The organism is Corynebacterium sp. KPL4035, from assembly GCF_037908325.1.
Classification (GTDB): domain Bacteria; phylum Actinomycetota; class Actinomycetes; order Mycobacteriales; family Mycobacteriaceae; genus Corynebacterium; species Corynebacterium kefirresidentii.
Genome location: NZ_JBBMGF010000011.1, coordinates 33,354 through 46,433, shown reverse-complemented (window position 1 = coordinate 46,433; position 13,080 = coordinate 33,354). Strand labels below are relative to the sequence as shown.

Below are 13,080 nucleotides of genomic sequence, written 5' to 3'. Positions count from 1 at the left end.
CTGGGTCACAGTACTTTATGACATGTGACGCTGAACAAGTCCTCGGGGACAGCCCCGGGACACCGGCCTAGGGGACTTGGGAGGGCGTCGAAAAAGCACGAAGAAAGGAAGCCATGTCTCAACCACGCGAAGTACGCGCCCCGCGCGGAACCGAACTGTCCGCCAAGTCCTGGCAGACCGAAGCGCCCTTGCGCATGCTCATGAATAACCTCGACCCCGAGGTTGCCGAGCGCCCCGAGGACCTCGTGGTCTACGGCGGCACCGGTCGTGCAGCGCGCAGCTGGGAAGCCTTTGACGCCATCGTAGAATCCCTCAAGGACCTCGAATCCGATGAAACCCTGCTGGTGCAGTCCGGCAAGCCGGTGGGCATCTGGAAGACCAATGAGTGGGCACCGCGCGTGCTTATTGCTAACTCCAACCTGGTGGGAGACTGGGCTAACTGGGAGCACTTCCGCAAGCTCGAGGATGAAGGCCTGATGATGTACGGCCAGATGACGGCCGGCTCCTGGATTTACATCGCTACCCAGGGCATCCTGCAGGGCACCTTCGAGACCTTCGCAGCCGTGGCCAAGAAGCGCTTCAACGGCACCCTGGCCGGCACCTTCACCCTGACCGGCGGCTGCGGCGGCATGGGCGGCGCACAGCCGCTGTCTGTCACCCTTAACGGTGGCGCCTGCCTCATCGTCGACGTTGATGAAACCCGCCTGAAGCGCCGCCAGCATAAGCGCTACCTCGATGAGGTTGTCACCGACCTAGATGAAGCACTCAAGCTGGTTCTTGACGCTAAGGAAAACAAGAAGCCGCTCTCCGTAGGCCTGGTAGGCAACGCCGCCGAGGTATTCCCAGAGGTCCTGCGCCGCCAGCGCGCCGGGGAATTTACCGTGGACATCGTCACCGACCAGACCTCGGCCCACGATCCATTGTCTTACCTGCCCTCTGAAATCACCATGGAGGACTGGCATAACGAGGCCAAGGCAGACCCGACCACCTTTACCAAGAAGGCTCGTGAGTCCATGGCGGCCCAGGTCCAGGCCATGGTCGAATTCCAAGATGAGGGTGCCGAGGTCTTTGACTATGGCAACTCCATTCGCGATGAGGCTCGCAAGGCCGGCTACCAGCGCGCTTTCGAATTCCCCGGCTTCGTCCCGGCTTATATCCGCCCACTCTTCTGCGAGGGCCTAGGCCCGTTCCGCTGGGCCGCCCTGTCCGGTGACCCAGATGACATCAAGGTCACCGACCAAGCGCTCAAGGAGCTCTTCCCGGATAACGAGCACCTGCACAACTGGCTCGACGCCGCCGAGGAGTACGTCGAATTCGAGGGCCTGCCGGCACGCATTTGCTGGCTCGGCTATAACGAGCGCCACAAGGCTGGCCTGCTCTTCAATGACCTCGTGCGCGAGGGCAAGATCAAGGCTCCTATTGTCATCGGCCGCGACCACCTAGACTCCGGCTCCGTGGCCTCCCCGTACCGTGAGACCGAAGCCATGCTCGATGGCACCGACGCTGTAGCTGACTGGCCTCTGCTCAACGCCATGACTGCAGTTTCTTCCGGTGCTACCTGGGTTTCCCTTCACCACGGCGGCGGCGTAGGCATGGGCCGTTCCATCCACGCCGGCCAGGTTACCGTTGCGGACGGCACCGAGCTTGCTGCGGCTAAGCTGCGCGCCGTGCTGACCAATGACCCGGGCATGGGCGTTATCCGCCACGTTGATTCCGGCTACACTCGCGCAAAGGAGGTCGCCGATGAGCGCGGCGTCCGCATTCCAATGGAATTCAAGGCAAGGGACTAGATGAGCACACTTTTTACCGGCATTTCAGAACTCTGTACGGTCAGCGAGCGCGGCACGCTTAACGACGCCGCCCTGGTAGCCGAATCCGGCACCATCTCCTGGATTGGCCCGGCATCCGAAGCGCCGGCCGCCGATGAGAAGGTGGACCTGGGTGGCCGCGCCGTCCTGCCGGGATGGGTCGATTCGCACACCCACATGGTCTTCGACGGTGACCGCTCCGCTGAGTTTGAGGCCCGCATCTCCGGCGGCTCCTATGAGGCTGGCGGCATCGCCGTAACCATGGACGCCACCCGCCAGGCCGGCACCGACCGCCTAGACAAGCTGGTGGCAGATCGCGTGGCCGCTGGTCGTCGCGGCGGCACCACCACCTTCGAGACCAAGACGGGCTACGGCCTCAACACCGAGTCCGAGGTAGAGGCCGCTAAGGTCGCGTCCCGCCACGTAGATGACGTGACGTTCCTTGGCGCCCACTTGGTGCCGCCAGGGGCAGACGCGGAAGACTACCTCGACGAAGTCGTTGGCCCGATGCTTGAGGGAGTAGCTCCCTATGTGCAGTGGATCGACGTCTTCTGCGAGCGCGGAGCCTTCAACGAGGAACAATCCCGGCGCGTACTGGAAGCCGGTAAGAAGCTAGGCCTTGGCCTGCGCGTGCATGGCAACCAGCTGGGCGAAGGCCCAGGCGTGGCCCTAGCCGTGGAGTTGGGTGCGGCCTCGGTAGACCACGTCAATCACTTGAGCGACGAGGACGTAGAACTGCTGGCTAATTCCGATACAGTGGCCACCATGCTGCCGGCTTGCGATCTTTCGACTCGCGAGCCGCTCGCCCCAGGCCGCAAGCTTCTCGACGCCGGCGCAACCCTCGCCATCGCCTCCAACCTCAACCCCGGCACGTCCTATACCTCCTCGATGAACTACTGCGTGACCACCGCGGTCCTCCAGCAGTACCTGTCCGTTGATGAGGCCATCCACGCGGCGACCACCGGTGGGGCTACCGCCCTGCGTCGCCACAACGTGGGCAATGGTCTCGACCCGCAGGGCCGACCCGCTAAGGGCACCATCGTGGAAGGTGCCGCCGCCGACCTGCACGTGCTCGACGCCCCCAGCGCCGTGCATTTGGCCTACCGCCCAGGCATGCCGCTGAGCTATCGCACCTTTATCGCCGGAGCCTAGCGCTCTTCTAGAAAGGTCGCCGCTATCTGATATAGCCGGCGGCCTTTTTCTTTTGTCATATGTAGCCACGCATCCTTCTTGCCGATAAAGACTGCGCGCGATCCATCCGGATCTTCCACCATAAAGAGGGTTTCTTCGTCTTGTGCACCGTGGACAGTCCACGACACTGGGTCGTAGAGGCGACGAAAGCGCCCTAGCTCTATCTCTACGTCCCTGCGGGTGATAGCCGGTGGCCGGTAGGGGAGGTTGTCGGGCCCATAGTCCTTTCGCGGTCCTTTTCTTTCTCCGCGCTCAAAATCGCTATAGACCTCGCTCACTTGGGCACGCACCAGCCCATTTTTGTCCTCCGTGGATTCTATGCGCAGGCACAAAGGGTGCCGAGGCCGTGAAGTAAAGCAGGAGTATAGGTGGCCTATCTTAGGCTTATCGACGGCACTAAAGGTCACAAACTTGCCACGGGGTGCGAAATCAAACTCCACCGGAAAGTAGGTTGTGTTCTCGTTGTCCACCACGCTGCCGAGGCTAAGAAGCTTTGGGCGTGCGGCGTATTCCGTGCTGTGAAAGCACACTGGCTCTAGCTCCACTACATAAAATTCAAAATTATCCTCCACCCCGGTTATGCGAAAGACGGGGTTTAGATGAAAGCGGCGGTCTGTAATGTGTACAAACTCGCCCTGCTGTGGCCGACGGCTGCGTCTAGTGGGGTAGATCAGGCCGGTAGACAGCGAGGACAAATATAGGTCTACCGGCGGGTCCAGTTCCGTGCTGAACCCTGGATAAGAACTTAGCTTGGCACGGATACGTGCTTGGTCGTCAAGGAATCGTGGGCGTGGATGACTCATAGGCTGCACAGTAGAAGACCGCCCCGACACCATACTTCGGTGTTTTCGAACTGCTTCGAACAGGGCAGGAAATCTGGGCTAGGAAAGTCTAGGAGCTGCGCAATGGAGTTTATAGCCGCAATCGCGTAGGGTTGGTGAAGCAATGAGCATTACCGATAACGCCACCGGCGGCGTCAACGAGCCGGAAGATTTTAAAAAGTCGGAATCTCAGGACAACTCGCAAGGTGTCACCAAGGACACCAGGGCTGCGAATACTTCTGAGGACACCGGCGCTGAGTCTCAAGACTCGGCCAACGACAATTCCCAGGGGTTCGCGCATCTTGGCCTGCCAGAGAAGATTCTGGAAGCCGTTGCGAAAGTAGGCTTTACCAAGCCGTCCCCCATTCAAGAAGAAACCATCCCGATCTTGATGGAAGGCCGCGACGTAGTCGGCCTTGCCCAGACCGGTACCGGCAAAACCGCGGCCTTCGCGCTGCCGGTTCTGTCGCAAATTGATGCCAAGGCCCGTCACCCGCAGGCACTTGTGCTCGCGCCAACCCGTGAGCTGGCCCTGCAGGTGGCAGACTCCTTCCAGTCCTTCGCCGAATCTCTCAAGGGCGTCGAGGTACTGCCTATCTACGGCGGCCAGGCCTACGGCATTCAGCTGTCCGGGCTGCGTCGCGGTGCGCAGGTCATCGTGGGTACTCCAGGTCGCGTCATCGACCACTTGGAGAAGGGCTCGCTGGACCTGTCTCAGCTGCAGTTCCTTGTCCTTGATGAGGCCGATGAAATGCTGAACATGGGCTTCCAGGAAGACGTTGAGCGTATCTTGGAGGACACCCCGGATCGCAAGCAGGTGGCGCTTTTCTCGGCCACCATGCCGAACGCTATCCGTCGCCTGTCTAAGCGCTACCTCGACAACCCTGCCGAGGTCACGGTGAAGTCCGAGCGCCGCACCAATGACAACATTACGCAGTGCTTCCTCCTCATCCCGCATCGCGCGAAGATGGATGCCTTCACCCGCATCCTTGAGGTCATTAATTATGATGCCATCATCGTCTTTTGCCGCACGAAGCACGAGACCGAAGAGGTAGCCCAGACCCTGCGGGACCGCGGTTTTAGCGCCGCAGCCATCAACGGTGATATTGCGCAGGCGCAGCGCGAGCGTACCGTCGATCAGCTCAAGGATGGCCGTCTGGACATCCTCGTGGCTACCGATGTTGCCGCTCGTGGCCTCGACGTCGACCGCATCACCCACGTGGTTAACTTCGATATTCCTAACGACACCGAGTCCTACGTGCACCGCATCGGCCGCACCGGCCGCGCGGGGCGCTCTGGCGAAGCCATCCTGTTCGTCACTCCGCGCGAGCGGCGCATGTTGCGCTCCATTGAGCGCGTAACCAATGCCCGCCTGGAAGAAATGGATTTGCCTTCCGTCGATGAGGTCAATGAAAAGCGCAAGGAGAAGTTTGCGCAATCCATTACCGCCTCCATGGACAATAAGCAGGCTGACTTCTTCCGTACCCTCGTGCGTAAATACTCCGAGGACAATAATGCGGCAATGGACGATATCGCCGCGGCTCTCGCAGTCATGCTGCAGGGCGGCAAGAACTTCCTCATGGAGGATAAGCCGCTACCAAAGCCCAAGCGTGATCGCCGGGACGATCGTAAGCGCGACCGTGATTTCAAGGGCGGCGGCAAGGGCCGTGGCCCGAAACGACCCGATGGGGATTTTGAGACGTACCGGTTGGACGTCGGCAAGCGGCAGAATGTGCGGCCTGGCGCTATCGTTGGCGCCATTGCCAACGAAGGTGGCTTGTCCGCTAAGGACTTCGGCCGCATCACCATCGCGGTAGGCCACACCTTGGTGGACCTGCCGAAGAATTTGGATCCAGATGTGCTCAAGCGCCTAAAAGATACGCGCATTTCCGGCCAGCTCATCAATATTCAAAAGGACACCGGCCGACCACCACGCCGTGATCACGGCGGTGGACGCAAGCGCGGCGGACGCTGGCGCGACTAAATTTTTCGACTCAATGGGCCTCTTCGGAGGCCCATTTTTTCGTGCCCTGTGACCAGCAGTTTTACTATAAACGGGGGTAGCGTGTCGGAGCGATTTTATATACTAAAAGCGCAAACATGTTCTAGGGAAACTTCTGCGGGGGAAGTCTATGAATGCGCCCTACTTTGCCAATACCAATTCACAAAATTCAACCTCACGAGCAGCTACAACCATACGCAAGGCCGAATACTTGTTATGGAGGCGCCTGCATCCAGATCCGGATGAGGATATCGAAATCATCAGCCAATCGTTGTCGGACCTTACTGGTACGCGGCAGTCTCGAATTAGAAATATTATCTTCGCCTTTGAGCGCTTAAAGGAGCTACCACACCTTCAAGCGCGGCAGGAAGAGCTCTACCACCTAGATTTAGACCGCTTAATTACTATCGACCAGACACTTTCCAAGCTAGGGGAGATTGACGCCGATAAACGGCTGCTTATCGACGCCGAATTAACCACCTACCTCACCCCCAAGCGCCCCAACCAAAAATTGCCGTCCCATCGCAACCTGCGGCGTAAGTTGCGGGAGCTTATTGTCCGCCTCGATCCCACTATCGCCGCGCGCGATCCACGTCGGAAGGAGTCCTATAATCTCGAGCCCACGGGAGGGGAGTGGGCCGCAGTATGCCTCGACGTGGGCCTAGAAACCGCCGAAATCATTGACCGAAATATCCGCAGCGTGGCTACGGAGAAGGACATTTCCTTGGCCCAAGCGGCAGTTGCTCTGCTCACCGGCAAGGCTGAAGCCAAGGCGAAGGTGGTGCTCAATATGTACCGCTGCGATCTTCCTGATGCGCCAGCCTTCGTTCAAAGTTTGGGTTGGGTCTCGCCAGAGGTTGCCGACGACATGCAAAAGCGGGCGACAACCGTCCGCGATATGGAAAAGGCAGCACAGGACGAAAGTGGAAACTACGTAACGCCGCCCCATATCCGTGCCTTTGTGGAAGGACTCGACGGAACCTGCCGATGGCCCGGCTGCACGCGGCCAGCAATGGCTTCCCAGATGGACCATCGACACGACTTTGCCGAAGGAGGGCCTACGGCGGCGGCCAATCTTGCGTGCCTATGCCAACATCACCACAACATCAAGACTGATGGGCGGGCCTTTTATATAAAGGATCCGATTAGTGGGGACATAGTCTGGCTTTTTGAGGATTCCACGTGGGTCTATGACGAAGCTAGCGGGCCACTCGCAGCGAAAAATCGGAGGTGGGCGCAGACGGTGGCGCAGGCGACACAGCGGCGTCGGCACAATGCGCACGAGGATGCACAGAGATTGAAAGAAGAGCTGGAAAACGAGAAACGGGACAGCGAAGAAACTGTCCCGGAAGAGTAGATGGCCTTCTAGAAGACCAATTAGAAGTGGACGTACATCAGGATTAGGCAGATGATCCATAGGAGGTTAAATACGCCACCGAACGCGGACAGTGGCTTCTTTGCCGCCGCGTAGTCAAAGGTTTCGTTTGACTCGAGGGAGGCCATTGCCTTCTTCTGCTTAGGGATGATGACGAAGAAGAGCAAGCACCACGCGACGATGGCAACCAAGATGGCGATGTGGAAGTTTACCTCGGACTTGTAGGCGCTGATATCGGAGAGAAATACGCCGAGCCCGAGGATAGGCACAATAGCGGAAATGTAGCCATAGGTATTGGTTATGTTATGCAGAACGCGGGCGGAGCCTAGTGCTGCGTGCTCACCTTGTGCTGCCTTTGCCATCTGCGTCTGGAAGCTGGAGGTAGATACGCAGACTGGACCGATTAAGAGAATAGCTGCAGCCACGTGGAGGAATACAAGGAAAGTAGTCATTGAAAGAACCCTTCAATCGCGGAAAGTTGCCACATTTACCCTAATCAATTTCCGGTGAGTAGGGCTATCCGACATTGCCTTTGCATGGCGCGCACGTCCGCGGAAGGGAGCGGAAGCGAGTACTTGCGGGCGATGTCTGCGAGGCGGCGAGAATATTCGCAGCGGTTGGTCGGCGGAAGCCATTCGGCAGGAAGAGCATCTGACTTTTCTTGGTTGAGCTTGCGGCTGGTGGCTACGAGATTGAGCGGATCGTTGCCAAAGCGCACTTTGGTCTCGCGGTCCCACTCGGAAGCGCCCATGTCATAGGCCGCGGAGAGCGGAAAGATGTGGTCGATCTCTATGGGTGAAGTGGCAGGAATGGTGGTGCCACTATAAGGGTCATAGACAGTCCCACTGCGGGTATGGCAATCGAGGAGGGGATCGCTGGCCTGGCTTTCCAGAATGGCCTCGCGGGTGCTACAAGCACCGTGGGGCTGCCAGATGCCGAAATCATCGCGATTGTAACCAGCGGCGTTAGGGCGTGCAGCTACGGTATCGACCTCAAAACGTGGAAAAGGCCACGCATACCATGCGCCGATAAGGACGGTGACGCATGATAGCGCGGCCAGATAATAGGACTTCATGTCCTATTGGACTGCGTGGAGTCCGTGATGGTTCCGATTATTTATCGGTGACCTTTTCTGCGGCCTCCTCGAAGTCGAGGCTGGAGTCATTTTCCACGAGCTTGGCCAGCTTGGTGGCCTCTTCAAACTCGCTAACAACTTCCGGTGCTGGCTCCTTGGTGAGCTTGGTGACGATGACCGCCACAATGAGGGCCAGGAAGAAGCCAGGAACCATCTCGTAGAGGGTATCGGAAAGCGGAGACATGCCCCAGCCGATGGCTACGATGGCGCCGGTGAGCATGCCGGCAATCGCGCCGGTGGCGTTGAAACGCTTCCAGTACAGGGACAGCAAGATGATTGGGCCGAAAGCGGAACCGAAGCCTGCCCACGCAAAGCCCACAAGGCCAAGGATGGAGTCAGACGGGTTGATCGCCAAGAGGGCAGCAATGACCGCGATGGCAACGATTGCGGTGCGGGAGAGATTGATGAGGACCTGTTCGCCTGGCTTCTTCTTGGCAAAGATGAGGAAGAGGTCCTCGATGAGGGAAGTAGAGACGACGAGCATCTGGGAAGACATGGTGGACATGATGGCGGCAAGAACCGCGGTCAGGACGAAGCCTGCGGGCAACGGGTGCATCATGGCCTGTGCCATGTCCAGGAAGATGGTTTCGAAATTGTCCTGGTCGGTGATGCTGTGGCCGGTTTGGGTGAAGTAAACGGTGCCAGAGAGCGCGACGAAGATTGCGCCGATGACGGACAGGCCCATCCAAGTCACGCCGTAGAAGCGGCCTTGGCTGGCGTCGGAAGGCTTACGCAGCGCCATGAAACGGACAACGATGTGCGGCTGGCCAAAGTAGCCCAAGCCCCAGGCCAGGTTGCCGATGATAACGCCGGCGGATACGCCTGCGAACATGGAGAAGTAGCTGTCATTTTCTACTACGCCATCGGTGCCATAGGGATTATTGGCGGCAAACGAGAAGATCGAGGATGGATCGCTGAGAGAGACAATGGCCATGATCGGCACGATCATCAGGGCGACGAACATAAGAACGCCCTGGACGACGTCCGTGTAAGACACCGCCAAAAAGCCGCCGACGAAAGTGTAGAAGATGGTCACCGCAGCGATGACGAGCATGCCGGTGAGGTAGTCGCCACCGAAGGTGGACTCGAAGTAGCGGCCACCGGAAACCATGCCGGAGGAGACGTAGAAGGTAAAGAAGAAAATAATGATGGCTGCGGAGATGATGCGCAGCAGGCGGGACTTATCGTGCAGGCGGTTTTCAAAGAAGGACGGCACGGTAATGGAGTTGGCCGCGATTTCCGAGTAAGAACGCAGGCGCGGTGCGACCCACTTCCAGTTAGCCCAGCAGCCGACGAGCAGGCCGATGGCCATCCACAGCTCGGACATGCCGGAAAGGAATAGAGCTCCGGGCAGGCCCATGAGTAGCCAGCCGGACATATCGGATGCGCCAGCGGAAAGAGCCGCTACGAATGGGTGCAGGCCACGGCCGCCCAAAACATAATCGTCATATTGGTCGGTTTGTTTGTAGCTCCAGTAGCCAATGGCTGCCATTGCGAGGAGATACACGATCATCGCAATGACGTACCAAGTTGAATCTTGCACGTTTTACTCCTTGTAGTGATATGTAGGACATATTCACGTTAACGGGGTCACAAGGTTAACCCAAGCGAAAATACAGGTGTGACGCATGTCTCCGTTTGGATTTTCTATCGTTCAACTGGGAAAAGGAGAGAACATAACGAGCGTGTAACAAAATTGGCAGGGCTGCTATGCTGGCGGTTATGGCTTCTTACCTCGTGCATGGACTGTGGCTCCCCGTTACGGGGCTTGGTCTGTGGATTGAACAGGTAGAAGGGCACAAGATTGTCATGCCCAATGCCGTTCCTGAAGGCACCTTCCCGCCAGCGGTGGAGTCGATCCTGGGGAAGAAATCTTTCCGCAACCGGGCGCGGGTCTCGCTGCGCACGCCCAAGGGCAAGGACGTGTCCTTGATGGTGCCGATGGCAATGTTCGGCCCAGAAGAGGCCGTCGCGGCGCTTGCTCAGATGGAACACCTGAATCACAAGCCGCCTGCCACCATCGCTCCAGACCTTCAGTGGCTGCTCCATGCCTACAGTGGCCTATGCAAATTCGTGCGCGCCGGGCGCGTGACGTTCCGGCTGGCTTACCAGGCCAATGAGTGGTTCCCCATGTGGCAGCTGGCCTCCGGCTTGGGGGAGCGCGGGTGGCTTGCAGAGATGATGGCAGCCGCGCCCGGCATCTTGCATGTTAATAACCGGGCACTGTCGGATGATATGGCCGATGAGCTCACGCACTGGATCGCGTTTCGAGAGCTGCGGCCCGTGGCGGAAGCACCGCGGCCGATGCCGTGGCACGAGTTCGCCCGCGCCCTGCTCGATACGCGGTCGATCCGGCGTGGGCGCGCACAACTTTTGCGCGGGCTCAATGAGTGGAAGAATTCCATCTACGAGGTGGAACTCCAATTGGTCTACATCGTGGAAGAACCGGCAGAAGATGACCCGGATGCGGCCAAGTGGCCGGTGCGCGTGCGGGTGCGCTCGGGCACGGATGCTCCGCGGCCGGTGTCAGCGCAGAGTCTGGATAGGGCGAGCGTCGAAAAGCTGCGGGAAGCCCACCGCAAGGCTGTGCGCATCGCGCCCACGCTGGGGGAGACCGCACAGCTGCCGCAGCCCGGCGACGGCGACTGGGATGTCTACCTAGAAACCCACCAACTTACCCATTTTGTTACGCACGAGGTGGACAAGCTCAAGGCCAGTGGCGTGACTGTCATGCTGCCCAAGGCCTGGGCGCAGATGGAAACGAAGGCCAAGCTGGAAACCCACGAGGCCCGCGATCCGGCCGAGGCCGCCACTAAAAAGCACATTGGCATGAATAAGCTGGTGGACTATAACTGGCGCATGTCCGTGGGCGATGTGGAGTTGACCGAGGAAGAAATGGAGGACTTGGTCAATTCCAAGTCCGGACTTATCCAGTTACGCGGCAAGTGGGTCATGGCCGATAAGCAGGTTGTCTCCCAGGTCTCCGGATACATGGATGCGCTGCGGGAGAAGTCCCTGGCGCACAAGAAGAAGGAACTTGAGCAGCTGGCCGCTACCGCGGAGATAGCCAAGCAGCTCGGCGAACCCGGTTGGGAAGCCTTAATGGCGGACGTGGAGCGGCGCCGCCAAGAGTTCAACGAGGGTGGCGAAGAACACGAGCAGGTTACCGTGGCTGAGCTGCGCGAGCTGGCGCTCGAGTCCATGACCCAAGAACCCATCGAGTTCACTGGCAGTACCTGGCATACGGCCCTGCTCGGCGGGGTGGACAAGGTCGCCCCAGAGCGCGCGGACATTCCCAAAACTGTCCATGCGGAGCTGCGCGAGTACCAGCGTCGCGGCGTCGACTGGCTGTATTGGATGTCTCGCAATGGCATAGGCGCCGTGCTTGCCGACGACATGGGGCTCGGCAAAACCCTCCAACTACTGTCCCTTCTCGCGGTGGAAAAGGAGCGCGGTGAGCAGACTGGCCCCACGCTCGTCGTGGCGCCAACCTCCGTGGTGGGAAACTGGGCGCGCGAGGCGCAGCGCTTCGTCCCGGATTTCAAGGTTATGGTGCAACATGGTCCAAGCCGCCCGCGGGGCGAAGACTTCGCTCAAGCCGCTACTGAGTGCGACCTGGTTATCACCACATATGGCACCGTGGGCCGCGATTTTAAGGACATGGGCGAGGTAGGCTGGCAGCGCGTTGTTCTAGATGAGGCCCAGGCCATCAAGAACTCCGCGACGCGCTCATCCAAGGCCGTGCGCTCGCTGCCCTCGGAGCACCGCGTGGCGCTGACCGGTACCCCGGTGGAAAATCGCCTCTCGGAGATGCGCTCCATCCTGGACTTTTGTAATCCCGGAGTATTGGGCTCCGCCTCGTTCTTCCGCAATCACTTTGCTAAGGCCATCGAGCGCAATGATGACGAAGAGATGTCTGAACGCCTGCGCCAGCTCACCGCGCCGTTTATCCTTCGCCGTGTGAAGACGGATCCGAATATTATCGACGATCTGCCTGAAAAGTCCGAGCAAATCCTTAGCGTGTCCATGACCACCGAGCAGGCCGCCCTGTATAAAGCACTGGTCAACCAGGTGAAAAAAGACCTGCAGGAAGCTACGGGAATGAATAAGCGTGGGCTGGTGTTGTCCTCGCTCACCCGTATCAAGCAGATTTGTAATCACCCCGCGCATTACCTGGGCGATAGCTCGCCGGTGACGCTCAAGGGCAAGCATCGCTCCGGCAAGGTTAAAGAACTCATGCGCATCGTGGACGAGGCCACTGAATCCGGCGAGCGCCTCTTGGTCTTTACCCAATACAAGGCCTTTGGCGATATCCTGCAGCCATACCTTAGCGATCAGCTCGGCCGGGAGATCCCCTTCCTCCACGGCGGGGTGAGCAAAAATAAGCGCGACCAGATGGTGGAAGACTTCCAGTCCGAGGATGGTCCGCCGGCGATGATCCTTTCGCTCAAGGCCGGCGGTACCGGCCTGAACCTGACGGCTGCTTCCATCGTCGTCCACATGGACCGCTGGTGGAACCCGGCGGTGGAAAACCAGGCGACGGACCGCGCCTTCCGCATTGGCCAGCGCCGCAATGTGCAGGTATATAAGATGATCACCGCGGGTACGCTGGAGGAATCTATCCAGGACATTTTGGATGGTAAGACGCAGCTGGCCGGCGCCGTCGTGGGCGAGGGCGAGGGTTGGCTCACCGAGCTGGACCCAGATCAGCTGGCCGCACTCATGAGCTACCGGGGGAGGGAGTAATC

At 59.1% G+C, this 13,080-nt stretch carries 9 protein-coding genes; 5 read left to right on the top strand and 4 right to left on the bottom strand.

Annotated elements, in window-relative coordinates:
- The first annotated feature begins 113 nt into the window (after positions 1-113).
- Positions 114-1,790, top strand: coding sequence for a urocanate hydratase (locus tag WMP96_RS09960; protein ID WP_239206546.1), 1,677 nt, complete (start codon positions 114-116; stop codon positions 1,788-1,790).
- A complete protein-coding gene (hutI, locus tag WMP96_RS09955; RefSeq protein WP_340433212.1) occupies positions 1,791-2,960 on the top strand; it encodes an imidazolonepropionase in 1,170 nt (389 codons plus the stop codon).
- On the opposite strand, the gene WMP96_RS09950 is transcribed toward hutI, so the two are convergent.
- The gene (locus tag WMP96_RS09950; protein WP_340433209.1) at positions 2,957-3,802 is read right to left on the bottom strand and encodes a hypothetical protein; all 846 of its coding nucleotides are present in this window, start codon (positions 3,800-3,802) and stop codon (positions 2,957-2,959) included. The genes hutI and WMP96_RS09950 overlap by 4 nt on opposite strands.
- A 142-nt stretch (positions 3,803-3,944) precedes the next feature.
- On the opposite strand from WMP96_RS09950, the gene WMP96_RS09945 reads away from it, so the two are divergent.
- Together WMP96_RS09945 and WMP96_RS09940 are read left to right on the top strand one after the other, a co-directional pair.
- Positions 3,945-5,804, top strand: coding sequence for a DEAD/DEAH box helicase (locus tag WMP96_RS09945; protein WP_301716572.1), 1,860 nt, complete (start codon positions 3,945-3,947; stop codon positions 5,802-5,804).
- 148 nt (positions 5,805-5,952) lie between these two features.
- Entirely contained in the window at positions 5,953-7,179 is a 1,227-nt protein-coding gene (locus WMP96_RS09940) for an HNH endonuclease signature motif containing protein (protein WP_023021797.1), read from the top strand.
- Between the two features lie 20 nt (positions 7,180-7,199).
- On the opposite strand, the gene WMP96_RS09935 is transcribed toward WMP96_RS09940, so the two are convergent.
- From WMP96_RS09935 to putP, 3 genes are read right to left on the bottom strand one after another with little or no spacing between them, the layout of a single operon-like run.
- The gene (locus tag WMP96_RS09935; RefSeq protein WP_023021796.1) at positions 7,200-7,649 is read right to left on the bottom strand and encodes a hypothetical protein; all 450 of its coding nucleotides are present in this window, start codon (positions 7,647-7,649) and stop codon (positions 7,200-7,202) included.
- Between the two features lie 44 nt (positions 7,650-7,693).
- Positions 7,694-8,272, bottom strand: coding sequence for an HNH endonuclease family protein (locus tag WMP96_RS09930; protein ID WP_301716573.1), 579 nt, complete (start codon positions 8,270-8,272; stop codon positions 7,694-7,696).
- A gap of 37 nt (positions 8,273-8,309) precedes the next feature.
- Positions 8,310-9,875, bottom strand: coding sequence for a sodium/proline symporter PutP (gene putP / locus WMP96_RS09925; protein WP_023021794.1), 1,566 nt, complete (start codon positions 9,873-9,875; stop codon positions 8,310-8,312).
- A 167-nt stretch (positions 9,876-10,042) separates the two neighbouring features.
- On the opposite strand from putP, the gene WMP96_RS09920 reads away from it, so the two are divergent.
- Positions 10,043-13,078, top strand: coding sequence for a DEAD/DEAH box helicase (locus WMP96_RS09920; RefSeq protein WP_340433203.1), 3,036 nt, complete (start codon positions 10,043-10,045; stop codon positions 13,076-13,078).
- The last annotated feature ends 2 nt before the right edge of the window (positions 13,079-13,080 follow it).

Bases quoted from the DNA above. Each gene is read 5' to 3' on its own strand.
- WMP96_RS09960 (WP_239206546.1), top strand. From the start codon at position 114: ATGTCTCAACCACGCGAAGTACGCGCCCCGCGCGGAACCGAACTGTCC.
- hutI (WP_340433212.1), top strand. From the start codon at position 1,791: ATGAGCACACTTTTTACCGGCATTTCAGAACTCTGTACGGTCAGCGAG.
- WMP96_RS09950 (WP_340433209.1), bottom strand. From the start codon at position 3,802: ATGAGTCATCCACGCCCACGATTCCTTGACGACCAAGCACGTATCCGT.
- WMP96_RS09945 (WP_301716572.1), top strand. From the start codon at position 3,945: ATGAGCATTACCGATAACGCCACCGGCGGCGTCAACGAGCCGGAAGAT.
- WMP96_RS09940 (WP_023021797.1), top strand. From the start codon at position 5,953: ATGAATGCGCCCTACTTTGCCAATACCAATTCACAAAATTCAACCTCA.
- WMP96_RS09935 (WP_023021796.1), bottom strand. From the start codon at position 7,649: ATGACTACTTTCCTTGTATTCCTCCACGTGGCTGCAGCTATTCTCTTA.
- WMP96_RS09930 (WP_301716573.1), bottom strand. From the start codon at position 8,272: ATGAAGTCCTATTATCTGGCCGCGCTATCATGCGTCACCGTCCTTATC.
- WMP96_RS09920 (WP_340433203.1), top strand. From the start codon at position 10,043: ATGCTGGCGGTTATGGCTTCTTACCTCGTGCATGGACTGTGGCTCCCC.